We start from the raw sequence: 24,704 nt of genomic DNA, 5'->3' as shown, positions 1-24,704 counted from the left end.
CGCGCATGATCAGCGCGGCGGCAGGTCGGGATAGCTGTGCGCGATCGGCCCCAGTGCGTCGGCCAGCGGGGCCAGCCAGGGTTCGAAGCGCCGCCAATGATCGACGCCGCCGGTATAGATGGGCTGGCGCACCTGTTCGGAACTGGCGGTGCGCACCGCCCGGTCGGTCTGCCAGAAGGACAGGCAGGCCGCCTCGAAATCGAGGCCGAGATAGGCGAGCAGCCGGTCGACCTCACCCGGCGTGTCGGCGACCATCTGTTCGTAGATGACGCGATGGACCCGGCCCGGCGCGGCCGCGTCATAGGCGGCCATCAGCGCGACATAGTCGCGATAATAAAGGCCTATGTCGGTGAGGTCATAGGTGAAGGCCTGGCCGCGCGCGAAATGCTGTTTCCAGCCGGAAAAGCAGCAGCCCATCGGATGGCGGCGCGCGTCGATGATGCTGGCATTGGGCAGGATCAGCTTGATCAGGCCGACATGCTGCCAGTTGTTGGGCATCTTGTCGATGAAGCGCGGCTTGCCGCTCTGGCGGTGGACGCGGGTCTGTTCGACATATTCCTCGCCCAGACGCTGGCGGTCGGCCGAGGTCAGCGACGCCGCCATGGCCGCGAAATCGGCAAATTCGCCATCGTCCACCCGCGATTGCAGGCGGCTGGCGATCATCATCATCTCGGGCAGTTCCATCGTGCCTTCGACCTGGCTGTGGCTGGCGAGGATCTGTTCGACCAATGTCGATCCGGAGCGCGGCAGGCCGACGATGAAGATCGGGTCGGGCGCGGGACAGCCGCCATCGCCCATGGCGGCGATGTAGGGCGCGCTGAAGGTCGCGGCGGTGGCCGCGACTTCGGTGGAAAATTCGCCGGCATCGTGGCGGATCATGGCGCGGCGCAGACGGTTGCCGGCGTCATAATGGCGGAAGGCGGCTTCGTCCGCCTTGCGATCCTCCTGCGCCTTGCCGAGCGAGAAATGGAGGTGGAAGACATCCTCGCCCTCCGTCTGGCCATCGCGGGCCAGGGTTTCGAGCGCGCGCTCCATCGTGGCGATGTCGGCGGCGTCCAGCTTCACGGTCTTGAGGTTGGCGAGGCTCCACCAGGCTTCGCCCATGGTCGGGCGATGATGCACCGCCTGGCGATAGGCATGGACCGCGTCGGCCTGTCGCCCCAGCGTCTTGAGTGCATGGCCCAGATTCTGCCAGACCTGCGGCTGGTCGGGACGGTCGGCCAGCAGGCTTTCATAAATGGAGCGCGCAGCGTCCTGATCGCCCAGCCGCACCAGCACCGATGCGCGGATGAGGTCATAGCCCGGATTATGGATCGGCGAGCGGGCGAGGGTTTCGGCATGGGCCAGCGCTTCGCTCAGGCGGTTGTTCTGCAGCAGGAGGCGGATCAGGAAATCGCGGGCGAGGTCGAAGCCGGGTGCCAGCGCGACGGCGCGCTCGACATGAGCGAGGGCGGCATTCATGTCGCCGCGCCGCCATTGCACCTCACCCATGAGGCGGGTGCCGGCGGGATCGTCGGGCAGGCGATCGGCGCGCGCCGACAGCAGCGTGGCCGCGTCGTCCAGTCGCCCCTCGTTCATCGCCATTGCCGCTGCCAGCAGGTCGCGATCGCGCGAGGCGGCGTGGACGCCCGACAGGTCGGCGCGCCAGGCATCGCCATCGCGCCCAACCGTGCGTAGCAGCCCGGCCAGCAGGAACCAGCCGCCGGGCACGCCGGGTTGCTGGCGGGTCAGGCTTTCGAGCGCGCCGATCGCCTGGCGCTGGTCGCCGGCTTCCTGCGCGGCCTGGGCCAGTTCCCACAATATCGCGGGGACGGTGGGATGCTGGCGGGCGAGGGGGGTGAGACGGGCCAGTGCGGCCTTGGGCTTGCCGAGGCGGCGCAGCGCCTGGCCGATCAGCAGTTCGGCGGGGGGCAGGCGTCCGGCCCGGCGCAGGATCGCCTCGGCCTGCGCCAAGGCCGCATCGGGGCGGGCGTCGAGCAGGGCGGCGGCATCTGCCAGCGCCGTCTGGATGCTGTCGGTTGCCGATACGGCGGACGCGTTCCCCATAGCCCCTCATATTTGTGCGACTGCTCAAAATCTTATGGTGCCTGCAGGCGGGCGTCGAGTCAGCTTGTCGTAAAAGTTTCAAAAAGTCGCCGAACAGCCGCTTGACAGGGCGTGTCCGATCGGCAGTATCGAATTTAGGACAGTTGTTCTGATTGCTGCAAAAGCGAACTGTCCGGGGATTATGGAACAGATAAACAGCGTGGCCAGCGTCTGGCGGCGATCCTGAAAGAGTCTCTCTTTCGGGCGGGGCATCCTTCGCCCTGTCGGCCGCCGGTGCGCGAGGCCGTGCGAACGCGTGATCAGGGAAGGAGACCCGGAGCACCGGGCGAATTTCGCAGGAGAGGACGAGTCGCAACGCGTATCAGGGGGTATTCGTATGGCCATTCGTCTCCGCTCGCGAAGAGTGCGCACGTTCTGCGCGCTTGGCACGAGCACGTTCCTCACACCGATGATCCTGTCCGCGCCGGCACTGGCGCAGGCTCCGGCGGCCGATGCCGCTGCCGTCGATGCGGCCGCTGCCGATGCCGAGCAGGGTCTGGGCGAGATCGTCGTCACCGCGACGCGTAGCGCGCAGAGCATCCAGAAGGTGCCGATCTCGATGCAGGCGCTGGGCGCCGAGAAATTGCAGGAGCGACAGGTGAAGGGCCTGAGCGATTTCGCCGCCCTGCTGCCGTCGGTCTCGTTCGAGGGCATTGGCCCCGGCCGCAACACCGCCTTCTTCCGCGGTATCGTGCCCGCCGGCGGCGCCTATGCCTCCGTCGGCTATTATCTGGACGACATGCCGATCACCGGCACCGAAGTGCCCGATATCCATGCCTATGACCTGGAACGGGTCGAGGCGCTGTCGGGGCCTCAGGGCACGCTCTATGGCGCGGGCTCGCTGGCCGGCACCATCCGCCTGATCACCAACAAGCCCAAGCTCGACAAGTTCGAGTTCGGCTATGACGTGGAAGCCAATAAATATGGCAAGGGCGATTTCGGCGGCCAGCTGGAATCCTACATCAACGTGCCGCTGGCGCCGACGCTGGCGGTGCGCGCCATGGGCTATTATCGCCGCGACGGCGGCTATATCGACAATACGCCCAACAATGGCACGTTCAACGATGGCAGTTCGTCGACCCTGACACTGGGCGACAACAACCCCAACACATCCTACACGCTCGACAATAGCGACATCGCCAAGGATGATTACAACACTATCCGCGAATTTGGCGGCCGCTTCCAGCTGCTGTGGCAGCCGACCGAGGGCTGGGACATCACGCCCGAGATCACGGCCCAGAAGCAGGTGGCGCGCGGCTATTTCGGTTATGATCCGCGGGTCGGCGACCTGGAGGTCCATGACTATGACCAGACCAAGAATGACGATCGCTGGTATCAGGCGGCGCTGTCGATCCACGGCCATATCGGCGACTGGGACATCGTCTCGGCTACCGGCTATTTCAAGCGCCGCACGCGCACGCTGAACGACTATACCTATTACACGGTCACCTATGACGGCTTCGGGCCGGGCTATGAAAGCTATCTGCAATTCTTCGACAATTGCACGGGCTCAGGCGCCAGCCAGCAGTGCCAGATGATCAACCCGACCCAATATTATCATGCCGACACGCACCGCAACAAATTCACCCAGGAATTGCGGATCTCGACGCCCAAGGACTGGCCGTTCGACGTGACCGTCGGTGGCTTCTACCAGCGGCAGAAGAATGAGCTGAATACCAGCTATGCGATCCGCGGACTGGATACGATCACCGGCTATACCGCGACCGGCGGCGGCGATGTGGCGGGCGGGCTGATCGGCGTGCCGGCCATGTACGGCATCGCCTATGACGAGGATGGCAATCCCTATTTCGATACCAGCGACGTCATCAACGCCAACGGCAATCCGCTGGGCACGATGATCCTGGGCACCCAGGCGGTGAAGGGCGACGCCTTCTATTATGTCGAGCAGGACCAGCTCTATCATGACAAGGCGATCTTCGCCGAAGGCCATTACAACATCACGCCGACGCTGAAGCTGACCGGCGGCATCCGCTATTTCTGGACCGACTATAAGGTTCGAGGCTTTGCCGGCGTGGCCGGATCGGCCGCAGGCGTGGGCTGCACCACGCCGCTGCCCGATGACGAGCGGCTGACCTGCGTCAACACCAACCCCAATGCGGCGGACGGCACCGGCCGCTACAAGGAGGATGGCGAGACCCACAAGGTCGCGCTCGACTGGCAGTTCCAGCCCGACAAGATGGTCTATTTCAACTATTCGACCGGCTTCCGCCCCGGCGGGTTCAACCGGCCGCTGCGCATCCGCAGCCTGGGCAAGATCGTCAATGTCGCGCCGTTCAAGTCGGAAACGCTGACCAATTTCGAGGTCGGCGTGAAGACCACCTGGAACAATATCTTCCGCTTCAACGCCGCCGTCTATTATGAGAAGTGGAACAATATCCAATATGGCGTGGTCGTGTCTGGCGCACAGGGCGCGGGCATGACCGGCAATGCCGGCAAGGCCGAGGTCAAGGGCATCGAATATGATGCCGACCTGCGGCTGGGCAAGGTGACGATCTCCACCTCCGGCGCGTTCAACGATGCCAAGCTGAAGGGCGATTTCTGCAACTTTGCGCTCAATACCGAGACCGAGTCCATTGCGCAGCTGAGCAGCTGTACGCTGGGCGAGTTCGTCGAAGGATCGAGCCCGCCGACGCCGCAGGTCGCGGCCGCCAACGGCACCCGCCTGCCGCGCCAGCCGCGCTTCAAGGGCACGACATCGATCCGCTATGACACCGACCTGGGCGACTATGCCGCCTATATCCAGGGCGCGGCGCTCTACCAGACCGGCGCGACGCAGGATCTGAACGTCGAGAGCAACGAGCTGCTGGGCAATACCAAGGGCTTTGTCAGCTTCGATTTTTCGGGCGGGATCAAGAAGGATGGTTGGAGCGTCACCCTGTTCCTGCAGAACGCCTTCGACAAGCGTGGGCAGCTGACGCGCAACACCTTCTGCTCGATCGACTTCTGCGCCAACAGCTCGCGCACCTTCACGATCAAGCCGCAATTCTTCGGCATAAGGTTCGGCCAAAAATTCTAAACAGGTCGCCGAACAGGATGGCCATGCCCCCCACGATATGCGCGCGGGGCATGGCCATTTTCATCGGGGTGGCGGGCATGCTGCTCGCCATGCCGGTGGCGCCGCGCGCGCAGGAGGATCATTCCGGCCTGACCCGCGCAGCCTATCGCGCCCGATGCCTGATGTGTCACAGCCGCGCCGCGCCAGAGGGTGTCTCGCCGGAGATATTGGCAGGGCTGCATTCCGAACCGGGGCTGAAGCCCGCGGCCGCGATGCCGGGCGTCAGTTGCTGGCGGCGCTGCACCAATTGCTGGCCCGCAGAGCCGCGGGAAGGACGGAAGTAAGTCCCTATTTCTTCTCATATTTCCAGTTGCGGCCCTTGCCCTCGCCAATCCAGTCGACGGCCTGGGCGATGCGCTTGTCGCGGGTGGCGTCGGTCTTCGCCTCATTGATCCACTCGCAATAGTCGCGGACCTTGCCGGGCGGGAAGGCGGCCCAGATGGCGGCGGCGGCCGGGCTTGCGGCAATGGCGGCGGCGAAGGCGGGGTGGACGGGCAAGGGCGCTTTGGGCGGTTTGGGGCCGGTGCGCGGGCGGTCGCCGGCGTCGATCAGGGCCATGGCCTGGGCGATCAAGCCGGCGATGTCGGCATCGGACGGGAGGTCGGCAAGGGCGGTGAGGCGGCCGAACTGGCCCATGGCGTCGTCGCTGGCATCTTCCCTGCCAACCTTGTCATGCCAGAAGCCGAAGGCGGCATGGCCCTTGAAGGCGGCCATGTTGGCGAGATTCTGGTCCCTGTAGGTGAAGAAGGGCATGCCCCATTTGACCGCTTCGCCCATGTCCGGCGAGGCGGCGTGCATCAGCGCGCGGATATGGATGAGGATCGGCCGGGCGAAGTCCGCCTGGGTGGCGATATAGGCGTCGATCCGCGGATCCATGGCCATAGGATGATCCCCCTCGTTGTGCCGCGGGCTTAAGCGGCTGTCCCGATCGGCTGGTGATGCCATCAGCTGGCGGGCAGTGCAACGCACGGGGCGCAGCGAGGGGGACTGCGGGCGCGCCCCTTTACGCGCCCGCAGAGCCTGGCTCAGTTGGCGGCGCGTGGAGTGTCCGGCGTGTCGAGCAGGGCGATGGCCATGGCGGGGCCACCAGCGCGCCGGGCAAAGCGGGCATTATTGTCGAGCGCCTGCCGCTGGAGATCGCGGATCTGCCGGTTGTAGCTGGCCTGGGTCGTGGCGAAGAGGATGGTCGCGACATAATTCTGCCCGGCGCCGATGCCGGCGGGCAGCGGATGCAGGGTCGGGATGCGCTGGACCGCCCGCATCGCCGCCTTGTCGAGCTGGCGCGAGCCGGACGAGTTGAGCAGGGCGATGCCGGCCGGCGCGCCGCTGTCGCTGCAGGCGAACTTGACCTGGACGATGCCTTCCTCCGGCCCGGACAGGATGGTGGGATAATGCAGCCGGTTGGAGAGGATGTTGCCGGTGCGTTCGACCCAGCGGTCGAGCGTGGGCGGGGCGGTGGTGGGCGCCGTCACGTCGATCGAGGGGGCGGAGGATTGGGCGCGGGATGCGGCCGGCAGCAGCAGCGGCACGGCCAGGCAGAGGCAGAAAAGCAGTTTCATGTTTCGATCTCCTGAGAGCGGATGATCGGCCGGGGGCGGGAAGGACGTCGTTGGTCGGCCCGCATGCGGTCGAAGGTGCAGACGGCGACCCGGCAATGTCTGCACCCGCATTTTTTATCAGGCGAAAGATGAAATGACAATTTCGCAAATGAATTTGCCATTTAGATGCTTAAGATGTTTGGGAATTAAAATTTAGTTGCAAATGCTTTTCGTGAGAACAGCGTTTCTTGGGCGACCTCTCTGGCGCTGGATGGCAGGGGAAGGGAGGAAGTCCCGGAAAGCGGGGCGTTATTCCGGCGCGCGGGCCGGCCTGGCGCAGGATGGCGGGGGCACATGTCGACCATGGCGGGACGGTCGACTTGAGGCTGGCGCGCCCGAGTCCTTTTCAGCCCTTGTGGCGCGCGGTCAGAAGATAGTTGATCGCTGTGTTCGCCGACAGGGTGAAGCCGCGCGCCGGATCGAAGGCAAGGCCGCTGCTGTCGGTGACTTCAAGGCCGGCATCTTCGAGTAGGGCGGTCAGCTCATCGGGGGTGATGAACTTGGCCCAGTCATGCGTGCCCTTGGGAATGCCGCCGATGCTTTCGCCGATGGTGATCATGGCGAGGCGCGACATGGGGGTGCGATTGGGGGTGGAGAGGATCATCAGCCCGTCCGGCGCGAGCTTGGCCGCGAGGGCGCGAACGAAGGCGGCGGGATCGGCGACATGTTCGATCACCTCCATCGAGGTGACGAGGTCATAGCCGCTGTCGCTGACCTGTTCGACCGGGGTAGCGCGATAGTCGATGGCGAGGCCCTGGCCCTGTGCATGGGCGACAGCGACGGCGATATTTTCGGGCGCGGCGTCGAGGCCGGTGACGTTGGCGCCGAGGCGGGCGAGCGGTTCGGCCAGCAGGCCGGCGCCGCAGCCGACATCTAGCGCGCGCTTGCCGCCGAGCGGACGGAAGCCATGATCGTCACTGTCCCAATGCCGGTCGATCGCGGCGCGGATATAGGCGAGGCGGACCGGGTTCAGCTTGTGCAGCATCGCGCTCGACCCCTTGGGATCCCACCAGTCGGCGGCCATGGTGCCGAAATGGGCGGCTTCCTTCGGGTCGATCGTCGCGGTCGTCTCAGTCATCATGCACCTTGGGTCTTGCTGGGTGGCGAAGCACCCGTGCCGCCGTTCTAGCAGCGGGCGGCGCCAACGCCAATCTGCCATGCTGTCATGGCTATGTCTTTGAACGCCGGGCATGTAGGAGCGCGGGCAGCGGCAAGGTGGGCGAGCGGATGGCGGGATTGCTTGCCATATCCGTCGCGGCTGCTAATAGGGCAGCCGTTTTGCCCCTTTGGGACATTTTGTTTCACAATTGGAGCAATGTCCGATCCGATTGCATCGGCTCGGCTGCTCCATATCTTTTGTTGGTCGCGTTTTCCGAGTCAGCAGGTGTTCCACCTGCTTCGAAAACGCTTAAAGGACAGGTTCGACAAGCAAATGGCGCGCATCGTGATGAAATTCGGCGGCACCTCCATGGCGGGGATGGAGCGAATTCGCAACGTGGCCGCGCGCGTCAAACATGTCGTCGATCAGGGCCATGAAGTGGCGGTCGTGGTGTCGGCCATGGCGGGCGAGACCGATCGCCTGGTCGGCTTCTGCAAGGAAGCCTCCGCCCTTTACGACCCGGCCGAATATGATGTCGTCGTGGCGGCAGGCGAACAGGTCACCAGTGGCCTGCTGGCGATGACGCTGAAGGCGATCGGCGTGGACGCGCGCAGCTGGCTGGGCTGGCAATTGCCGATCCGCACGATCGAGGCCCATGCCAAGGCGCGCATCAGCACGATCGAGACCGATGCGCTGATCGCGGCGATGCAGTCCGGCCAGGTCGCCGTCATCCCCGGTTTCCAGGGCATGATGGACGATGGCCGGGTGTCGACGCTGGGCCGTGGCGGTTCGGACACGTCGGCGGTCGCGGTGGCCGCGGCGGTCAAGGCCGATCGCTGCGACATCTATACCGACGTCGACGGCGTCTACACCACCGACCCGCGCATCGTGGCGCGTGCCCGCAAGCTGGACCTCGTCACCTATGAGGAAATGCTGGAACTGGCCTCGGTCGGCGCCAAGGTGCTGCAGACCCGGTCGGTCGGCCTCGCCATGAAGGAAGGCGTGGTCGTGCAGGTGCTTTCCTCCTTCGATGATCCCACCCAGGACGACCTCCCCGGCACGCTGATCGTGAGCGACGAGGAACTGGAAGCCAAGCTCAAGGAAACCAAGATGGAACGTCAGCTCATCACCGGCATCGCCCATGACAAGAATGAGGCGAAGATCATCGTCACCCGCGTGCCCGACAAGCCGGGCGCGGTGGCCAGCATCTTCACCCCGCTGGCCGATGCGGCGATCAACGTCGACATGATCATCCAGAATGACAGCAAGGACAATGAGGAGACCGACGTCACCTTCACCGTCCCGCGCGCGGACCTCGCCCGCAGCGTCGACATCCTGGAAGCCAACAAGGACGCGATCGGCTTCCGCCGGATCATCACCGACACCGAAGTCGCCAAGATCAGCGTCGTGGGCGTGGGCATGCGCAGCCATGCCGGCGTCGCCGCCACCATGTTCAAGACGCTGGCCGAGCGCGGCATCAACATCGAGGCGATCTCCACCAGCGAGATCAAGGTTTCGGTGCTGATCGACGAGGACGAGACCGAACTGGCGGTGCGCGTGCTGCATACCGCCTACGGCCTCGACGCCCCGGCGGCTTGACAGACATACTCCCCTCCCTTCTAGGGAGGGGCATGGGGGTGGGTGCGATTGCGTCAGCAATCGCCGCCTGCCTTGGTGGATAGGGAGGAAGCTCGCTTTGCTCGCTACCCACCCCAACCCAGCGGCAGGTAAACAGCGCCCCGCGCTGTTTAGGCCATGCCGGGGGCATGGCCGACCAGCCGCTCTTGAAAGGGAGGGGCTTTTTTATGTTGTAGGATATGACGATGACCACTGCCAAACTCGCTTCCCTGATGGCCCGCGGCACCGAATTTCTGGGCTGCGAGAGCGCGATCCTGTGCGGGGCGATGAGCTGGGTCAGCGAGCGGCATCTGGTGTCGGCCATTTCCAACGCCGGCGGTTTCGGCGTGATCGCCTGTGGCGCGATGTCGCCCGAACTGCTGGACGCGGAAATCGCGGCGACCAGGGCGCTGACCGACAAGCCGTTCGGCGTGAACCTGATCACCATGCATCCGCAGCTGTTCGACCTGATCGCGGTGTGCGCCAAGCATGAGGTATCCCATGTGGTGCTGGCCGGTGGCCTGCCGCCCAAGGGCAGCATCGAGGCGATCAAGGCCAATGGCGCCAAGCTGATCTGCTTCGCGCCCGCGCTGGCGCTGGCGAAGAAGCTGGTGCGATCGGGCGTCGACGCGCTGGTGGTCGAGGGCATGGAAGCGGGCGGCCATATCGGTCCGGTCGCGACCAGCGTGCTGGCGCAGGAAATCCTGCCCGAAATGGCGCAGCAGGTTCCGGTGTTCGTGGCTGGCGGCATCGGCCGGGGCGAGGCGATCGCCGCCTATCTGGAAATGGGCGCGGCCGGTGTGCAGCTGGGCACCCGTTTCGCCTGCGCGAGCGAGAGCATCGCCCATCCCGCGTTCAAGAAGGCCTTCTTCCGCGCGTCGGCGCGTGATGCCATCGCCAGCGTGCAGATCGACCCGCGCCTGCCGGTCATCCCGGTGCGTGCGCTCAAAAATGCCGGCACCGAAGCCTTCACCGCGAAGCAGCGCGAAGTCGCCAACCTGCTGGACAGCGGCGCGGTCGACATGGGCGAGGCGCAGTTGCAGATCGAGCATTATTGGGCCGGCGCGCTGCGCAAGGCGGTGATCGACGGCGATGTCGAGGGCGGGTCGCTGATGGCGGGCCAGTCGGTCGGCATGGTGACCAAGGAAGAGCCGGTTGCCGACATCATCGCCGAGCTGATGGCGCAGGCCGCCACGGCGCTGGAACGCCGCGCGGCCTGATCCCCGCTGCCTGAAAAACAGGCTTTATCGGCTTTTAACCAATATCGGGCATGGTTTCCGGCATCAGATTTGCCGGAGACCGTTCATGCGTGCCTCGATCCGTCACCTGCTCTTGTGCCCGCTGGGCGGGATTGCGCTGCTGTCGGGCTGTGCGGGGCAGCGGGAGGTGGCGGTTGCGCCGCCGCCTGCGCCCGTGCGGGTACAGCCCGTGCCCCAGCCGCTGCCGCCGCTGGGCGCAACGGCCACCATGCAGATACCGGCGATCGGCGCCGACGGCCTGCGCGTCACGCCCAACCGCGATCTGAGCGGGGCGGCGACGCTATGGCATATGCGCATGGCGCTGAACGTGGCGGCCCTGTCCTGCCAGGGGAGCGGCGACGCGGCGCGCCTGCAATATAATGCGCTGCTGGCCCGGCACAGGGCGGCGCTGACGCGGGCCAATGCGCAGGTCGAGGGGGAATATAGGGCGCAGTTCGGTGGGGGCGCGATCGCGCAGCGCGAGCGGCTGAATACTATCGTCTATAATTTCTTTGCCCTGCCGCCGGCGCAGGCGGGTTTCTGTGCGGAGGCGGTGCGGGTGGGGGCGACCGTCAACAGCCTGCCCGCGGACCAGTTGCTGGCCTATGCGCCGACCGGCCTTGCCGCGCTGGAAAAGCCCTTCACCGACTTCTTCGATGCCTATGCCCGCTATCAGACCGACCTGGCGGCATGGCGTTCGGGGCGGACGCTGGCGATGGCGCCGGTGGTGCTGGAGGTCCGGCTGAGCCGGGCGGACCTGATCGCGGATGATGGCGTGACGGTGCCGAAGGGGGCGATGCCGCGTCTGCTGGCGCGCGCCGACTGAGAAAAATCGGCTATTTCCGGCCTTTTTCGCGATGCTCGGCTTGCCGCATTGCAACCAATTGGGATAGCGGGCTTTTAACAGCAACCGGGCGGGGGTTCAGCGGTGAACCACAGGCGGGGCCGTCCTTGGCTGCGCGTTAAGCATATTTCCTCCGGTGGAAATGCCCGGCATGTTGGTCGGGCCAGATCGTCGGAGTAGTTGATGTTCCTGCCACGTTCCCTGTCTTCCCGTCTGTCGCTGCTTGCCCTGACGGCGCTGGCGGCCTGTGCGACGCCGGTGAAGCAAGTGCCGCCCACGCCGCCGCCGGCGGTGGTGCCGACGGTGATGCCGACCCCGCCGCGCTATTCCGCGCCCGACATGGTGCCGCCGGACAAGGATGACGCCGGGAAGTTCATCACCCCCAATCGCGATTCCCAGGGCGACCAGGCGCTGTGGCATGTGCGCATGGGGCTGAACGTCGCGGCGCTGGGCTGTCCCGAGACCAATGGCCAGACGCGCATATTGTATAACCAGATGCTGACCGTGCATGGCGCGTCGCTGAAGCGCGCCAACGACACGCTGGAGGTCAGCTATCAGCAGCGTTACGGCAGCAGCGCGATCCGCATGCGCGAAGTGCTGAACACGCTGGTATATAATTTCTTCGCCCTGCCGCCGGCGCAGAAGGCCTTCTGCCAGAAGGCGGTGGCGACGATGACGATCATCAACGGGCTGACGCCCGACGCGCTGGCCGCCTATGCGCCCAAGGCGCTGGACGAACTGGAGCAGCCCTTCCGCGATTTCTGGGCGGAATATGAGGATTATCTGCGGCGGCTGGAGGAATGGCGCAAGCGCTTCGGCGCGACGGTGAAGCTGGTCGGCCCGGTCGGCGGCGATGATCTGAACGACCATGAACCGCCGGCGCCGACCGCGCCCGCGCCGATGGGGCAGGTGCCGGCCACGCCGATGCAGCGGCCGTCGGACATGATCTTGCCCGATGCGCCGGCTTCTGCGCCCGCGCCTGCTGCGCCGGCCCCGGCTGTTCCGGGAACGCCGAGCGCGCCACCGCCCGTCGTGCCGACCCAGCCGCAGGTGCAGGTGCCCAAATTGCCGTTGCAGCCGGTGCCAGCGCCGCCCGAAAGCTGATCGCCGGTCAGGCGTCGCGCGCGTCGAAGCGGGCGCGGGCGTCCTCAACCGTGGCGAGATTGCGTTCGGCCCAGACCCATACGCCGCAGAAGGCGGCGCTGAGGCTGTTGCCGAGCGGGGTGAGGGCATAGTCGACGCGCGGCGGCACCACCGGATGGATGGTGCGGGTGAGCAGGCCGTCGCGCTCCATCTGACGGAGCGTCTGGGTCAGCATCTTCTGGCTGATCCCTTCGACCGCGCGGCCGACCTCGGTAAAGCGCAGCGTGCCGCGCTCCTCCAGCAATTCCAGGATCAGCATCGTCCATTTGTCGGCCACCCGCCCGATCAGTTCGTTGACGAGTCGCTCGACCCGCGGATCGAGTTCTGTCGGTGGATCATGGTCGAGATATTGTTCGGCGGCCGCTATTTCAGCGGTGGCGAAGCGGGATTCCAGAGGATTTGCCATTTCTTACCTTTGGGTGCCTATGGCACTTTACGGTGCCTTCTTTCCAAAAGAGAGTGTGGGATTAAATTGGTCGGCAAGCAACCAGTCACAGGAGCTTTCCCATGAAAAATTCCGGCAACACCATCCTCATCACCGGCGGCGGTTCGGGCATCGGCGCGGCGCTGGCGCATGAATTCCACGCGGCGGGCAACCAGGTCATCATCGCCGGACGGCGGCAGGCGGCGCTCGACGCGGTGGTCGCGGCGCACCCCGGCATGGCGTCGATGGTGATCGACATGGAAGATTCGGCGGCGATCGCGGCCTTCGCGGCAAAGCTGGTCGCCGATTTCCCGGCACTCGACGCGGTGCTGCTGAATGCCGGCATCATGGTGGCGGAGGACAGGATCGACCTCGCCATCGCCGAGGCGACGGTGGCCACCAATCTGCTCGGCCCGATCCGCCTGACCCATGCCCTGCTGCCACATCTGCTGGCGCAGAAGAGCGCGACGATCCTGACCGTGTCGTCGGGCCTGGCCTTCGTCCCGCTGGCGGCGACGCCGACCTACAGCGCGACCAAGGCGGCGATCCATGGCTGGTCGCTGGCGATGCGCGAGCAGCTCAAGGACACGAGTGTCGATGTGGTGGAGATCGTGCCGCCGGGCGTGCAGACCGACCTGATGCCCGGCCATGCCGACAATCCGCAGATGATGCCGCTCGCCGATTTCATCAGCGAGACGATGGGCCTGTTGCGGCAGGAGCCGACCCCGGCCGAGATCCATGTCGAGCGGGTCAAGTTCCTGAGCGAGGCGACCAAGCGCGGCGAGTTCGACCAGGTGTTCGGGATGCTGAACGGGGCGCATTGAGACCCGCAAAGCTTGCCTCCTGCATGGGGGAGGACTATCTGGGCTTCGTCAAGCGAGGCCACGTCCTCCCCCGCCATGCGGGTTTCAAGTCCGGGACGGCCCGGCTCTCTGCGGAAGGAGAGCCATAATGGCCTGGATTGCCCTGTTTTTTGCCGGATTGCTCGAAATCGTCTGGGCCTTTGCGATGAAGCAGTCGCATGGTTTCACCCGGCTGGTGCCGAGCCTCATCACCCTTGGTGCGATGATCGCCAGTTTCGGCCTGTTGTCGATGGCGATGCGCAGCCTGCCGCTGGGCACCGCCTATATGATCTGGACCGGGATCGGGGCGCTGGGGGCCTTTGCCGTCGGCGTCGCCTTCCTGGGCGAAGCGATCAGCCCGGCGCGGCTGGCGGCGGCGGCGCTGATCCTGTCGGGCCTGGTCATGATGAAGCTGGCGTCGCCTGGCTGACTGTCGAGGGTGCCTTGGGCGGCAGCGGGAAGAGGCGGACGAACCGCTCTGCCAGTGCCCGGTCGCCCTCTACCTGCAGGGACGGCGCCATCGCGGCGAAGGACTGGCCGCCATAGACGATGGCGGCGAGCGCATTCTGGTCGCCGGTGAAGATCAGGTCGGTGCCTGCCGCTTCGCCCCGGTCGATGCTGAAATCGCCGTCATGGAGCGTGGCGCGAAATTCCTCCTCACCGAAACGGAAGCCGATGGTGGCATCCAGATTGCCGATCGCGGCGCGATCGATCATGGTGCGCATCGACATCACCACCGACACCTGGCTCATCGGCATGCCCGGCTGCATCGTCGGCGATCGGCAGGCCCAGCGGCCCAGCACCATGAACAATATTTCCGACTCGCGGCCCCATTCGGTCAGCTCGTAAATCTGGCTGGCGGCGGGTGGGGGCAGGCGGCGGCGGACAAGGATGCTGGCCGCTTCCAGTTCCTCCAGCCGCTGGGTCAGCACATTGGCGCTGATTCCGGGCAGGCTGGCGCGCAGGTCGGTGAAGCGCTTGGGGCCGAGCAGCAATTCCCGCATGATCGGCATCGCCCAGCGATCACCGATCAGATCGAGCGCATGGGCGGTGGCACAGCCATCCTGATAGGCGCGTTTGCGCGGGTTGGGACTCATTGGTTATCTTTTCTAACTTGTCTGTTGCATAATATAATCTTCGGGCGCACAAAGTTCAAGTCGGCGACTCACGACAAGGTGCGAGCCGCCATGAAAGCATGAGGAGAGAGACGATGGCCGATGCGCCCGCGCCGAAGATGATCTTCGTCAACCTGCCCGTCACCGACCTGCCCGCCGCGATCGCCTTCTATGAAGCGGTCGGCGCCGTGCGGAACAATGATTTCGCCGATGACAGCGCGCAGATGATCAGTTTTTCCGAGACGATCCACGCGATGCTGCTGACCCATGAACGGTTCGCCGGCTTTACCCCGCGCAAGATCCCCAATGCCCATGAAACCGCGCAGGTGCTGCTGTGTTTGAGCGAGACGAGCCGGGATGCGGTGGACGCGACGGTGGACAGGGCGCTGGCGGCGGGCGGGACCGAGCCGAACCCCAAGCAGGATCATGGCTTCATGTATGGCCGCAATTTTGCCGATCTGGACGGCCATATCTGGGAAGTGATGTGGATGGATGTCGCCGCCGCGATGGCCGCGAACCAGGGAGAAATTGCCGACGCCTGATGTCGACGACCTTGCAGAAGGAGAGAGACGATGAGCTATATGGACGGGTTCGTGATCCCGGTGCCCAAGGGCAACAAGGAACGCTACAAGGAGGTCGCCGCCTATGCCGCGCCGATCTTCATCGAATATGGCGCGCTGCGCGTGGTCGAATGCTGGGCCAACGACATCAAGCCCGGCAAGGTCAATGATTTCCGCACCGCCGTCATCGCCGAAGAGGATGAGGAAGTCGTCTTCTCCTGGATCGAATGGCCCGACAAGGCGACCCGCGATGCCGGCGCCGAGAAGGTGATGAAGGACGAGCGCATGCAGCCCAAGGAGGGCGAGGACATGCCCTTCATTGGCGCGCGGCTGATCTATGGCGGGTTCGAGGTGCTGGTCGACGCGACCGCCTGACCTTCCCCCTATCGCTGACAGGAGACGGACGATGACCGACTTCAATGGCAAATTCTTCTGGTATGAACTGATGACCAGCGATCCCAAGGCGGCGCTGGCCTTTTATGGCGATGTCGTCGGCTGGACGTCGCAGCCCTTTGGCCCCGATGGCGACTATAATGTCGTCAGCGGCAGCGCCGGACCGCTGGGCGGGGTGATGGCGATTCCGGCCGAGGCCAAGGATTGTGGCATGACGCCCTGGTGGGGTGGCTATGTCGGGTCTGCCGATGTCGATGCCGATGCCGAACGGCTGAGCGCGGCCGGGGGCAGCGTGAAGCGTCCGCCCGAGGATATTCCGGGCGTCGGCCGCTTTGCGGTGATGGCCGATCCGGGCGGCGCGGTGTTCATGCTGCTCAAGGGATCAAGCCCCGAGGGGATGGATGCGCCGCCGCCGATGGCGCCGGGCCATGTCGGCTGGCACGAGCTTTATGCCGGCGATTTCGACAAGGATCTGGCCTTCTATACCGGGCAGCTCGGCTGGTCGAAGGGCGAGGCCATGGATATGGGCGAGATGGGCAGTTATCAGCTTGTCTCGCAGACCGGCTCGACGGACTTTGACGGCATGACCGGCGGCATCATGCCGGTGCCGCCGATGATGCCGGTGCCGCTATGGCTGTTCTACTTCACCGTCGGCGACATCGATGCGGCGGTCGCGCGGGTGACGGCCGGTGGCGGTACGGTGCTGCAGGGGCCGATGGAGGTGCCGGGTGGCGCCTGGATCATCCAGGCGACCGACCCGCAGGGCGCGATGTTCGCGCTGGTCGGCAGCAAGGGAGAGGGGTGATGGACAAAATTTCCCCTTGCCTGTGGTTCGACGGCCAGGCCGAGGAGGCGGCGCATTATTATGTGTCGGTGTTCGGCGGGTCGGTCGACCATGTGAGCTATTATCCCGAGGTCAATCCGTCGCCTTCGCCGCTGCCGGGCGGGAGCGTGCTGCTGGTTGAGTTCAGCCTGTTCGGGCAAAGCTATCAGGCGTTGAACGGCGGGCCGCAATTCACCTTTGACGAGGCGATATCGCTGTCGGTGGCGTGCGCGGACCAGGCCGAGCTGGACGGCTATTTCGATCGGCTGACCGGCGATGGCGGCACGGCCGGCCCATGCGGCTGGGTGACCGACAAATATGGCCTGTCCTGGCAGTTGGTGACGCGCCAGATCATGGACAATTATCATAGCGGCGACCGCGCCGGCATTGCCCGGATGATGCAGGCGATGATGACGATGCAGAAGCTGGACAGCGGCGCGATGCACGCGGCGTTCCTGGGAGAGGCGGCATGAGCGGGACGGCGCATGAGCTGTCGGTCACCTGCCTGATCGATGCGCCGCGCGAGATTTGCTGGAAGGTGTGGACGGACCTGAAGGATGAATGGTTCTGTCCCAAGCCCTGGCGCGCCGAGGTGATCGAGGAGGATATGCGCCCCGGCGGCCGCAGCGCGGTGCAGATGTTCGGCCCCGATGGCGAGGAAACCGGGCCGATGGAGGGCATTTTCCTGGAGGTGGTGCCCGGCGCGCGGATCGTCACCACCGATGCCTATGCTGCCGGCTGGATACCGCAGAGCCCGTTCATGACCGCGATCTGGGACTTTGCGGCGGAGGGCGATGGCACCCGCTTTACCGCGACCGCGCGCCATTGGGACGCGGAGGCCAAGGCGCGGCATGAAGAAATGGGCTTCCATCCCGGCTGGGACGAGATGATGGCCCAGTTCAAGGCGCTGTGCGAGACGTCGGCCGCGAGCGCCTGAGCGGATCGCCGGCGGGCTGGTCGGGCACCAATATTTCCGCCGGGTCCATTTTCGACATGGCGATGGCGGCGCGCATGAAGAGAAGGGCGGGGCGCAGCGATGTGTCGCCGCCTTCCTGCACCAGTTCCCGCAGCGCGCGGACGAACAGGTCGGGCCAGCGTTCGATATCCACGCCCTGGCCACGCAGGATCAGCGCGGTGGCGCTCCAGTGGCGCTGGAGCAGGCCGATCATGTCGGCATAGTCGCGGGAGTCGCCGACACAGGCATCGGTCATCTCGCGGAAGATCGGGCCAAGTAGCAGCGCCGGCTTGCCATCGCCCACGCCCGCCCAGAGCGAGCCGGGATATTCGGCGAGCAGGCCATTCAAGGCATCGCCGAAATAGCGCAGCCGCCCGTCATGGGTGGCGACCTCGATCAGCGGGGCGGCGGTGCCTTCCTGCTCGGCGCGATGGCGCAGCAGCATCTGGCAGGCGAAGCCGGCCAGGGCGCCCAGCGTCTCTTCGGCCGAACGGGTGCGCGGCGGACGGACCCGGTCGAGCAGGCGGCGGGCGAGCGCCTCGTCCGGATCGAGCAGGGCGGGCATGCCCCGTTGCGCGCGATCGACGCGGTGCAGGCCGCGCGTGGCGTGGCGGACCCAGAGGAAGAAGGTGATGCTGAACAGCGCGAAGCTGGCCGCCATCGCGCCGAGCAGCGGCAGCGCATGGGCGTGGCGCAGTGGCGGCAGGAACAGCGCGAGCAGGCAGAGCATCGGCAGCAGGGCGAGCGGCAGCAGGCGCGCAAGGCCGCGGCGCAGGCGCTGCGCGGTGGCCATGTCGGGGATGGCATATTGGCCGCCGATCAGGCCGAACGGCATGAACAGCGGGCGGCCGTCCGCGCCATGGCCAAAGGCGCTGTCGAGGAAGCTGGTGGCGAGAAAGCTGGTCGTGAGGCGGCGCATGGCAAGGATCCGGCAGGAAGGAATGCGGGCGCGCCGCGGCGGCAGCCTGACGGGGAAGCTGTTACCGGAATATGAGGGAATGGGCTGAAGGGGGTGTTTACCCTGTTGGGCCAGATCGCCCGAGATGGAAGCGTCACGCGCATTCGCCGAAGGCGTGAAACAGGCGCTATTCTTTGGTTCTGGGCTGCGTGGACAAATTCGGACTGTCTGCGAGCGACCAGAAGCAGACATTCCTCCCCGGAACGGGGAGGTGGCAGGCGCGGAGCGCCTGACGGAGGGGCAGGTGCCTATTAACGCTGCGCTATTGGGCCTGTGCCCCTCCACCACTCGCTGCGCGAGCGGTCCCCCTCCCCGTGCCGGGGAGGAATGTCTTGTTCCCGCCCAACTCCGTCACCCCAGCGAAGGCTGGGGTCTGAGGCGGTGGCAGAAGGAGGTCAGGCGTCTTGCGCTATCCGTTGCCCGCATGTGCGCCTGCCTGAGATGCCAGCCTTCGCTGGCATGACGGGATAAGGGGCATTGCGCACCCTACCCATCCCCGCCATTCAACGAGCGTCGGGCTTGTCCGCGTGCGGCCTAGCGGGGTTTCGCGGTTTCGACGGCGTAGATGGCGGGGCTGCCGGCGACATTGCTGCGATAGACCAGCCATTTGCCGTCGGGCGTGAAATGCTGGTTGGGTTCGAGCGTGTAGTCGTGGCTTGCGAGATCGACGAGCCGTTCCGTCTCCAGCGTGCCGGTGGCGATCAGCCTGTCGCCGGCCAGCGTGTTGCGGGCGCGCGGGCTGTCGTCGGGGCGGGGGTGGAAGAGGCTGATATATTTGCCGTCATTGGCGCCGTCGCCGGAGAAGCTGCGGCCGTCGGGCGATGAGGCGAAATGATAGGAGCCCTGGCCCGGACGGATCGCATACCAGCGGCGCGCGCCATTGGCGACGTCATGGCCGGCGAGCCAGCGCATCCCCTGTGGCATGATGAGGTCATACCAGATGGTGCGGCCGTCGGGCGCCCAATATTCATGGCCGGCAATCTCGCCCTGCAGGATGCGCTGATGCACCTTGGTTCTGGCGCTGCCGTCGGTGCGGATGGTCCAGATGCGGTCGACCTGCTGCCAGGGGCCTTCATGGCAATACATCAGCAGATCGGGATCGGTCGGCGAGAATTGGACATGGTTGAGCCAGTCCTTCGACGCGGTGATGCGGCGCTGCTGGCCGGTGGCGATGTCGATCGCGAAGATTTCCATCGGCACGCCGGCGGCGAGCCGGGCCTCCATCCATTTTTCCTTGGCGGCGGCGAAGGAGAGGGGGCGGCCCTGATCGTCGGTGCCGCTATAGCTGGGTGAACCAGTCTTGGGATCGCGCTTGCCCTGGGCGGCAATGGCGGGCGGCGGCGGGGCGAGTTCGCGATGGCCGGCAAGCAGCGTGTCGTCCGCATTGATGGATTCGATGCGGCCGCCCGGCATTTCTGCAATGCGGCGGCGCTTGCCGCTGTCGAGATCGACCGACCAGACGATGAAGGACGGCTCGCCCTCGCTGCTGCCGGTCGGGTTGGTGGTATAATAAGCGACATTGGCGCGGTGCCCGACGAACAGCAGCCGGTCGACCTTTTCCTTCAGCACCAGCCGGGTGGTCCAGTTGCTGGTGTCGGCGACGCGGATCCCCTCCGGCGTCAGATAGACCATGCGCTTTCCGTCGGGGGTGAAGGGGTTATAGTTGAAATAGAGGCCGTAATTGCCCGGCCGGTCATCGACGCGGACGATGCGGTGGCCGGTGGTCGGGTCGGTCCAGCTGGCGGGGGAAGCGGCGGGTGCGGGCGCTTGCGCTGCGACGAGCAGGGGGAGGGTCAGCCCGATCATTGCCTGCCTCAACCGCATCCCATCCTCCCAGCTCAAGTTCAATTTGCGGGATTGGATACCGCATATCGGGAATTTGGCAAGGCGGCTGTGATCGCGGCGCGGCGCGTGCTTGCGGGGCCAAGTCTTTGACAGAGGAGGGCAATAAGGCGCGGGCTTCTGAAATATTCGTGAAATGACGGGGCAAAATCGGGTGGCCACAGACGGGGCGGAGATTTTCCACCCAGATGAAAGGCCATGACATGACTTATCCCTCGCTCCTGACCCTGGGCGCCGCCGCGCTGATGGCGACGCTGGGCGCGCCGGCCATGGCGCAGGCGCCGCATCATGGCGCGAGCCAGCCGGTCAGCAGCAAGGCGCCGGCCAAGAAGCCTGCCCCGGTAAAGGCCCAACCGACCAAAGCCCAGCCGGCCAAGGCCCAACCCGTCAAGGCCCAGGGCCGTTCGACCGGCGCGGCGCACCAGAAGGCCTGCCGCAATCGCTACAAGAGCTATGACGCCAGGCTGGACAGCTATCTCTATCGCGGCAAGCGGGTGCGCTGCACGCTCTGATCGCGATCGACGCGGGGCGGTGCCGGGGGACGGCGCCGCCCCGTTCCTGTTTTCATGAAGAAGGACGAGGCGCGATGCGCAAGATGATGATCGGGGCGGCGCTGCTGCTCTGTTCGGCGCCGTTGCTGGCCCAGGGGGGCATGGGTGGCGGCATGGGCGGCGGCGGCATGGGGGGTGGCATGGGCGGTGGCCCGCCCGGCGGTGGCGGCGGCCCTCCCGGTGGCGGCGAAGGCCGGCCGCAAAAGCCGCGCGAGATGAAGCCGATCAAGCGCAGTCAGATCGACAAGATCGTGACCGCCATGTTTGCCGAAGCGGACAGCAATCGCGACGGCATGGTGACGATCGACGAATTGCGGCTGGTGGTGCAGGCGCGGCGCGAAGCGATCATCCGCACGCGTTTCGACGCGATCGACAGCAATCATGATGGCGCGCTGAGCCTGGCCGAGTTTCAGGCGTGGCAGAGCAGCATGGGATCGGTCGCGCTGTCGGAAACGGGCGCGATGGGCGATCAGGGCGGGCCGGTGGCCGAGGCGATCATGCCCAAGCTGGGCGATGACCCCGAGGACGCGATACTGGGCCGGCTGATCGAACCGCTCAATGCGAGCGCGATCGCCCAGGCCAACAGCAATTATGATGCCGGCGCCTCGCTGGAAGAAGTGCTGGCGTTCGAACATGCCCGCTTCGACGCGGCGGACGCCGATCATGACGGGGTGCTGTCGGCCGAGGAGATGCGCAGCCTGATGCCGCGGCGTGGTCCCGGTGGAGGCCCCGGCGGTCCGGGTGGACCGGGCGGCGCGGGCGGACCGCCGCCGCGCAACTGACGGGATTGATGCCGATGCCTTGCCTATCCTTGTCCTGCCGTCGGGCGGGCGGCGCCCTGCTGCGCGCCGGATGCAGCCTGTTCGCCCTATCGACGCCCGCTGCGGCGCAGAGCGTGGCGAGCGACGATATCGTCGTTACCGGACAGGCGCCGCCGGGCGCGGTGATCGGCGATATTCCCGCGCAGAACCAGCTCGGCCGTGCCGACATCGATGCCTATGGCGTCGGCACGGTCAGCGAATTGCTGGACGAGATCGCGTCGCAGACCAGCAGCAATCAGGGGCGCAGCGATGACGGCCCGGTGGTGTTGGTCAACGGCAAGCGGATCTCGGGCGTCAACGAGGTCAGCGACCTGCCGACCGAGGCGATCTTGCGGCTCGACATCCTGCCCGAGGAGGTCGCGCTCAAATATGGCTATGATGCGCAGCGCAAGGTGGTGAACATCATCCTGCACCGCCGCTTCCGATCGGAGGTCGCCAATGCGGGGGCTGGGATCGCGACGGCGGGGCAGGGCGAAAATCTGGCCGGCGACGTGGGCTATACCCGCATTCACGACAATGACCGGGTGAGTGTGACGGCGCGGGCCAAATCCTCCGCCTCGCTGCTGGAAAGCGAGCGCGACGTGATCGTCGATCCGGAAGCCGCGATCGATCCGACCGGGCGGGTCAGTGACGACCGCGCCTATCGCACCCTGTCGCCCTCCACCCGCAGCTATATGCTGAACGCCACGGTCGCGCATCAGTTGAGCGAGACGGCGAACCTGTCCTGGAACGGGCGGGCGGACTACAAGACCAGCAAGGCGCTGAATGGCCTGCCCACCGGCAGCCTGACCGAAGGCGACGAGACGGTCGACCGCATCCTGTCGCTCGATCCGCTGCATCAGGACACGCGCGCGCTGACGCTGAGCAGCGGTGTCAGCCTGAACATCGACCTGTCGAAGACCTGGCGCATGTCGGTGATCGGCAGCTACAGCCATAGCGATAGCCGGACCGACAGCGATCGCGGCTATGATCTGGACGATGTGCAGGCGGCGCTGGACGCGGGCGATGTGGCGGCCAATGGCGTGCTGCCCGCGAGCCTGCTGGGGGCCATGGGCACGCAGAAGGCGCGCGCGTTGCAGGACACGGGCAGCGCCAGCCTGCTTGTCAATGGCAAGCTGTTCAAGCTGCCGGCCGGCAATGTCGGCATGAACCTGCGCCTGAGCGGCGACACGAGCAGCCTGCGATCGTCCAGCACGCTGGATGGGGTGATGTCGCAGCGGACCGCGAGCCGCACCAATGGCGGCGCCCAGATCAGTTTCGACCTGCCGATCGCCAGCCGGCGTAACGGCTTCCTGCCGGTGCTGGGAACGCTGACCGCCAATATGAACGCGTCGGTGACGCAGGTTTCCGACTATGGCACGCTCGGCACGCTGGGTTATGGCCTCAGCTGGACGCCGCGCACCGGCATCACCATCATCGCGGCGGTCAATAATGACCGGACCGCGCCGACGCTGGACCAGCGCAACAGCCCGACCATCACCACCAGCAATGTCCGCGTCTATGATTATGTGCGCGGGCAGAGCGTGACGGTGACGCAGGTGAGCGGCGGCAATCCGGCGCTGACCGCCGACAATCGCCACCAGTTCAAGCTGGGCGCGACGGTGAAGCCGCTCACCAAGGTCAACCTGACCCTGTCGGCCAATTATGTGAGCAGCGAGACGCGCGACGCGATCATCAGCCTGACCGGCGTGTCTTCCGCATTGGAGGCAGCCTTCCCCGATCGCTACAGCCGCGACGAGGACGGGATGCTGACGCGGATCGACACACGGTCCGTCAATGTCGCGCGCGAGGAGGTGAAGCAGCTGCGCTGGGGCCTCAACTTCACGCAGATATTGCGCAAGCCCAAGCGACCCGAGCCGCCGGCCGGCTTTGTGCCGCCATGGCGGCGGGCGGCGGCGCAGGGCGATGAGGGGCAGATGGCGGCGCCAAAGGCGGAGGGTGGTGATGGGCAGCCCGAAGAGGGCGCGCCCGGCGGTGGTCCCGATGCCGAGCAGGATGCGATCCTGGTCGATGGCCACCGGCCCGATGATGCGACACCGATGGGGCCGCCCGGCGGCTTTGGCGGGCCGGATGGCTTTGGTCCGCCGCCTGGCCCTCCGCCCGATGGCATGGGGCCGCCCGATGGTCCGCCGCCCGGCATGGGGCCTGGCGGTCCCGGCGGGCCCGGCGGACGGGGCGGCTTCGGCCCGCCCGGTGGCGGTCCGTTCGGCGGCGGCAGCGACAATGGCGCGCGGCTGCAACTCTCGCTCTATCACAGCATCATGCTGCGCGACGCGGTGTTGCTGAGCGAAGGCGGGCCATGGGTCGACCTGTTGAACGGCGGCACGTTGGGCGGCAGTCCACAGCCGCGCCACAAGGTGCAGCTGAGCAGTGGCGTGATCGACAATGGCGTCGGCATCCGGCTGGACGGCAACTGGCAGAGCGCGTCGCATGTGACCGGGGATCAGACGGCGTCGGGTGGCGACCTGCGCTTTGGCCAACTGGTGACGTTCGACCTGCGGCTGTTCGCCAACATGGCCAACCGGTTCCGCGGCCAGGACTGGGCGCGGGGCATGCGGGTAAGCTTCACCGTCGGCAACCTGCTGAACCGGCGGCAGAAGGTGACCGATGGCACGGGCGCGACGCCGGTCGCCTATCAGCCCGCCTATCTCGATCCCGAGGGGCGGACGCTGATGCTGTCGGTGCGCAAGATATTCTGAACGGGAAAGGGGCGGCCGATG

At 66.0% G+C, this 24,704-nt stretch carries 24 protein-coding genes; 16 read left to right on the top strand and 8 right to left on the bottom strand.

The features are described from left to right. Nucleotides 1-9 precede the first annotated feature (9 nt). Nucleotides 10-2,046: a tetratricopeptide repeat-containing sulfotransferase family protein gene (locus JQK15_RS00910; RefSeq protein ID WP_214862962.1), complete on the bottom strand. Its 2,037-nt coding sequence runs from the start codon at nt 2,044-2,046 to the stop codon at nt 10-12. Nucleotides 2,047-2,494: 448 nt separating this feature from the next. Here JQK15_RS00910 and JQK15_RS00905 point away from each other — a divergent pair, with 448 nt between their 5' ends. Further along, nucleotides 2,495-5,122 (top strand): TonB-dependent receptor, encoded by a 2,628-nt coding sequence (locus tag JQK15_RS00905; protein ID WP_214863904.1) that lies wholly within the window; start codon nt 2,495-2,497, stop codon nt 5,120-5,122. Between the two features lie 50 nt (nt 5,123-5,172). After that, nucleotides 5,173-5,445, top strand: coding sequence for a hypothetical protein (locus tag JQK15_RS00900; protein ID WP_125987416.1), 273 nt, complete (start codon nt 5,173-5,175; stop codon nt 5,443-5,445). A 4-nt stretch (nt 5,446-5,449) separates the two neighbouring features. On the opposite strand, the gene JQK15_RS00895 is transcribed toward JQK15_RS00900, so the two are convergent. The 3 genes from JQK15_RS00895 to ubiG form a co-directional block, all read right to left on the bottom strand. Next, nucleotides 5,450-6,043: a YdeI/OmpD-associated family protein gene (locus tag JQK15_RS00895; protein WP_214862960.1), complete on the bottom strand. Its 594-nt coding sequence runs from the start codon at nt 6,041-6,043 to the stop codon at nt 5,450-5,452. 143 nt (nt 6,044-6,186) lie between these two features. After that, nucleotides 6,187-6,720, bottom strand: a complete 534-nt coding sequence (locus tag JQK15_RS00890) for an energy transducer TonB family protein (RefSeq protein WP_125999715.1) — start codon at nt 6,718-6,720, stop codon at nt 6,187-6,189. 385 nt (nt 6,721-7,105) lie between these two features. Then, nucleotides 7,106-7,840 carry a bifunctional 2-polyprenyl-6-hydroxyphenol methylase/3-demethylubiquinol 3-O-methyltransferase UbiG gene (ubiG, locus tag JQK15_RS00885; RefSeq protein WP_214862958.1) on the bottom strand — a complete coding sequence of 245 codons (735 nt, stop codon included), beginning with the start codon at nt 7,838-7,840 and terminating at the stop codon, nt 7,106-7,108. Between the two features lie 351 nt (nt 7,841-8,191). On the opposite strand from ubiG, the gene JQK15_RS00880 reads away from it, so the two are divergent. The 4 genes from JQK15_RS00880 (at nt 8,192) to JQK15_RS00865 (ending at nt 12,661) form a co-directional block, all read left to right on the top strand. Next, nucleotides 8,192-9,457 carry an aspartate kinase gene (locus tag JQK15_RS00880; RefSeq protein ID WP_004208043.1) on the top strand — a complete coding sequence of 422 codons (1,266 nt, stop codon included), beginning with the start codon at nt 8,192-8,194 and terminating at the stop codon, nt 9,455-9,457. A gap of 224 nt (nt 9,458-9,681) precedes the next feature. Beyond that, nucleotides 9,682-10,695, top strand: a complete 1,014-nt coding sequence (locus JQK15_RS00875) for an NAD(P)H-dependent flavin oxidoreductase (protein WP_017501365.1) — start codon at nt 9,682-9,684, stop codon at nt 10,693-10,695. Between the two features lie 85 nt (nt 10,696-10,780). Next, nucleotides 10,781-11,539, top strand: a complete 759-nt coding sequence (locus JQK15_RS00870; RefSeq protein WP_214862956.1) for a hypothetical protein — start codon at nt 10,781-10,783, stop codon at nt 11,537-11,539. 201 nt (nt 11,540-11,740) lie between these two features. Further along, nucleotides 11,741-12,661 (top strand): DNA/RNA non-specific endonuclease, encoded by a 921-nt coding sequence (locus JQK15_RS00865; RefSeq protein ID WP_214862954.1) that lies wholly within the window; start codon nt 11,741-11,743, stop codon nt 12,659-12,661. Nucleotides 12,662-12,668: 7 nt separating this feature from the next. Here JQK15_RS00865 and JQK15_RS00860 read toward each other — a convergent pair whose 3' ends face one another. Continuing rightward, nucleotides 12,669-13,106 (bottom strand): winged helix-turn-helix transcriptional regulator, encoded by a 438-nt coding sequence (locus JQK15_RS00860; protein WP_214862951.1) that lies wholly within the window; start codon nt 13,104-13,106, stop codon nt 12,669-12,671. Nucleotides 13,107-13,207: 101 nt separating this feature from the next. Here JQK15_RS00860 and JQK15_RS00855 point away from each other — a divergent pair, with 101 nt between their 5' ends. Both JQK15_RS00855 and JQK15_RS00850 read left to right on the top strand, forming a co-directional pair. Next, nucleotides 13,208-13,948, top strand: coding sequence for an SDR family oxidoreductase (locus tag JQK15_RS00855; RefSeq protein ID WP_214862950.1), 741 nt, complete (start codon nt 13,208-13,210; stop codon nt 13,946-13,948). A gap of 127 nt (nt 13,949-14,075) precedes the next feature. Next, nucleotides 14,076-14,396 carry a DMT family transporter gene (locus JQK15_RS00850; protein ID WP_017501361.1) on the top strand — a complete coding sequence of 107 codons (321 nt, stop codon included), beginning with the start codon at nt 14,076-14,078 and terminating at the stop codon, nt 14,394-14,396. Here JQK15_RS00850 and JQK15_RS00845 read toward each other — a convergent pair. Continuing rightward, nucleotides 14,368-15,063 (bottom strand): winged helix-turn-helix transcriptional regulator, encoded by a 696-nt coding sequence (locus tag JQK15_RS00845; protein ID WP_214862949.1) that lies wholly within the window; start codon nt 15,061-15,063, stop codon nt 14,368-14,370. The two genes, JQK15_RS00850 and JQK15_RS00845, sit on opposite strands and share 29 nt — an antisense overlap. Before the next feature lie 113 nt (nt 15,064-15,176). Between JQK15_RS00845 and JQK15_RS00840 the strand changes: the two genes are divergently transcribed. The 5 genes from JQK15_RS00840 to JQK15_RS00820 are packed head-to-tail and all read left to right on the top strand — an operon-like array spanning nt 15,177 to nt 17,794. Then, nucleotides 15,177-15,623, top strand: coding sequence for a VOC family protein (locus tag JQK15_RS00840; protein ID WP_169860156.1), 447 nt, complete (start codon nt 15,177-15,179; stop codon nt 15,621-15,623). A gap of 30 nt (nt 15,624-15,653) precedes the next feature. Further along, entirely contained in the window at nt 15,654-16,016 is a 363-nt protein-coding gene (locus JQK15_RS00835; protein WP_010337556.1) for a DUF1428 domain-containing protein, read from the top strand. 31 nt (nt 16,017-16,047) lie between these two features. Next, nucleotides 16,048-16,839, top strand: a complete 792-nt coding sequence (locus JQK15_RS00830; protein WP_214862948.1) for a VOC family protein — start codon at nt 16,048-16,050, stop codon at nt 16,837-16,839. Further along, nucleotides 16,839-17,330: a VOC family protein gene (locus tag JQK15_RS00825; RefSeq protein ID WP_010337558.1), complete on the top strand. Its 492-nt coding sequence runs from the start codon at nt 16,839-16,841 to the stop codon at nt 17,328-17,330. Before JQK15_RS00830 ends, JQK15_RS00825 begins: the two co-directional genes overlap by 1 nt. After that, nucleotides 17,327-17,794: an SRPBCC domain-containing protein gene (locus tag JQK15_RS00820; protein ID WP_214862947.1), complete on the top strand. Its 468-nt coding sequence runs from the start codon at nt 17,327-17,329 to the stop codon at nt 17,792-17,794. Before JQK15_RS00825 ends, JQK15_RS00820 begins: the two co-directional genes overlap by 4 nt. Here JQK15_RS00820 and JQK15_RS00815 read toward each other — a convergent pair. Together JQK15_RS00815 and JQK15_RS00810 are read right to left on the bottom strand one after the other, a co-directional pair. Beyond that, on the bottom strand, nt 17,757-18,731 hold the full coding sequence (locus JQK15_RS00815; protein WP_214862946.1) for a hypothetical protein: 975 nt from the start codon (nt 18,729-18,731) through the stop codon (nt 17,757-17,759). The two genes, JQK15_RS00820 and JQK15_RS00815, sit on opposite strands and share 38 nt — an antisense overlap. 573 nt (nt 18,732-19,304) lie before the next feature. Then, a complete protein-coding gene (locus tag JQK15_RS00810) occupies nt 19,305-20,576 on the bottom strand; it encodes an oligogalacturonate lyase family protein (protein WP_214862944.1) in 1,272 nt (423 codons plus the stop codon). A 239-nt stretch (nt 20,577-20,815) separates the two neighbouring features. Between JQK15_RS00810 and JQK15_RS00805 the strand changes: the two genes are divergently transcribed. From JQK15_RS00805 to JQK15_RS00795, 3 genes are all read left to right on the top strand, one after another. Then, a complete protein-coding gene (locus tag JQK15_RS00805; RefSeq protein WP_251007505.1) occupies nt 20,816-21,124 on the top strand; it encodes a BA14K family protein in 309 nt (102 codons plus the stop codon). 74 nt (nt 21,125-21,198) lie between these two features. Beyond that, a complete protein-coding gene (locus JQK15_RS00800) occupies nt 21,199-21,945 on the top strand; it encodes an EF-hand domain-containing protein (RefSeq protein WP_214862940.1) in 747 nt (248 codons plus the stop codon). Nucleotides 21,946-21,959: 14 nt separating this feature from the next. After that, nucleotides 21,960-24,683: a TonB-dependent receptor gene (locus JQK15_RS00795; protein ID WP_214862938.1), complete on the top strand. Its 2,724-nt coding sequence runs from the start codon at nt 21,960-21,962 to the stop codon at nt 24,681-24,683. Nucleotides 24,684-24,704: the final 21 nt, after the last annotated feature.

The organism is Sphingobium sp. BHU LFT2 (genome assembly GCF_018604485.1).
GTDB classification, from domain to species: Bacteria; Pseudomonadota; Alphaproteobacteria; order Sphingomonadales; family Sphingomonadaceae; genus Sphingobium; species Sphingobium yanoikuyae_A.
This window is presented reverse-complemented; position numbering and strand designations above follow the sequence as displayed.

Bases quoted from the DNA above. Each gene is read 5' to 3' on its own strand.
- JQK15_RS00850 (WP_017501361.1), top strand. From the start codon at position 14,076: ATGGCCTGGATTGCCCTGTTTTTTGCCGGATTGCTCGAAATCGTCTGG.
- JQK15_RS00820 (WP_214862947.1), top strand. From the start codon at position 17,327: ATGAGCGGGACGGCGCATGAGCTGTCGGTCACCTGCCTGATCGATGCG.
- JQK15_RS00835 (WP_010337556.1), top strand. From the start codon at position 15,654: ATGAGCTATATGGACGGGTTCGTGATCCCGGTGCCCAAGGGCAACAAG.
- JQK15_RS00875 (WP_017501365.1), top strand. From the start codon at position 9,682: ATGACCACTGCCAAACTCGCTTCCCTGATGGCCCGCGGCACCGAATTT.
- JQK15_RS00825 (WP_010337558.1), top strand. From the start codon at position 16,839: ATGGACAAAATTTCCCCTTGCCTGTGGTTCGACGGCCAGGCCGAGGAG.
- JQK15_RS00815 (WP_214862946.1), bottom strand. From the start codon at position 18,731: ATGCGCCGCCTCACGACCAGCTTTCTCGCCACCAGCTTCCTCGACAGC.
- JQK15_RS00805 (WP_251007505.1), top strand. From the start codon at position 20,816: ATGACTTATCCCTCGCTCCTGACCCTGGGCGCCGCCGCGCTGATGGCG.
- JQK15_RS00845 (WP_214862949.1), bottom strand. From the start codon at position 15,063: ATGAGTCCCAACCCGCGCAAACGCGCCTATCAGGATGGCTGTGCCACC.
- JQK15_RS00860 (WP_214862951.1), bottom strand. From the start codon at position 13,106: ATGGCAAATCCTCTGGAATCCCGCTTCGCCACCGCTGAAATAGCGGCC.
- JQK15_RS00840 (WP_169860156.1), top strand. From the start codon at position 15,177: ATGGCCGATGCGCCCGCGCCGAAGATGATCTTCGTCAACCTGCCCGTC.
- JQK15_RS00870 (WP_214862956.1), top strand. From the start codon at position 10,781: ATGCGTGCCTCGATCCGTCACCTGCTCTTGTGCCCGCTGGGCGGGATT.
- JQK15_RS00865 (WP_214862954.1), top strand. From the start codon at position 11,741: ATGTTCCTGCCACGTTCCCTGTCTTCCCGTCTGTCGCTGCTTGCCCTG.
- JQK15_RS00890 (WP_125999715.1), bottom strand. From the start codon at position 6,720: ATGAAACTGCTTTTCTGCCTCTGCCTGGCCGTGCCGCTGCTGCTGCCG.
- JQK15_RS00880 (WP_004208043.1), top strand. From the start codon at position 8,192: ATGGCGCGCATCGTGATGAAATTCGGCGGCACCTCCATGGCGGGGATG.
- JQK15_RS00800 (WP_214862940.1), top strand. From the start codon at position 21,199: ATGCGCAAGATGATGATCGGGGCGGCGCTGCTGCTCTGTTCGGCGCCG.
- JQK15_RS00900 (WP_125987416.1), top strand. From the start codon at position 5,173: ATGGCCATTTTCATCGGGGTGGCGGGCATGCTGCTCGCCATGCCGGTG.
- JQK15_RS00810 (WP_214862944.1), bottom strand. From the start codon at position 20,576: ATGATCGGGCTGACCCTCCCCCTGCTCGTCGCAGCGCAAGCGCCCGCA.
- JQK15_RS00830 (WP_214862948.1), top strand. From the start codon at position 16,048: ATGACCGACTTCAATGGCAAATTCTTCTGGTATGAACTGATGACCAGC.
- JQK15_RS00795 (WP_214862938.1), top strand. From the start codon at position 21,960: ATGCCTTGCCTATCCTTGTCCTGCCGTCGGGCGGGCGGCGCCCTGCTG.
- ubiG (WP_214862958.1), bottom strand. From the start codon at position 7,840: ATGATGACTGAGACGACCGCGACGATCGACCCGAAGGAAGCCGCCCAT.
- JQK15_RS00855 (WP_214862950.1), top strand. From the start codon at position 13,208: ATGAAAAATTCCGGCAACACCATCCTCATCACCGGCGGCGGTTCGGGC.
- JQK15_RS00895 (WP_214862960.1), bottom strand. From the start codon at position 6,043: ATGGCCATGGATCCGCGGATCGACGCCTATATCGCCACCCAGGCGGAC.
- JQK15_RS00910 (WP_214862962.1), bottom strand. From the start codon at position 2,046: ATGGGGAACGCGTCCGCCGTATCGGCAACCGACAGCATCCAGACGGCG.
- JQK15_RS00905 (WP_214863904.1), top strand. From the start codon at position 2,495: ATGATCCTGTCCGCGCCGGCACTGGCGCAGGCTCCGGCGGCCGATGCC.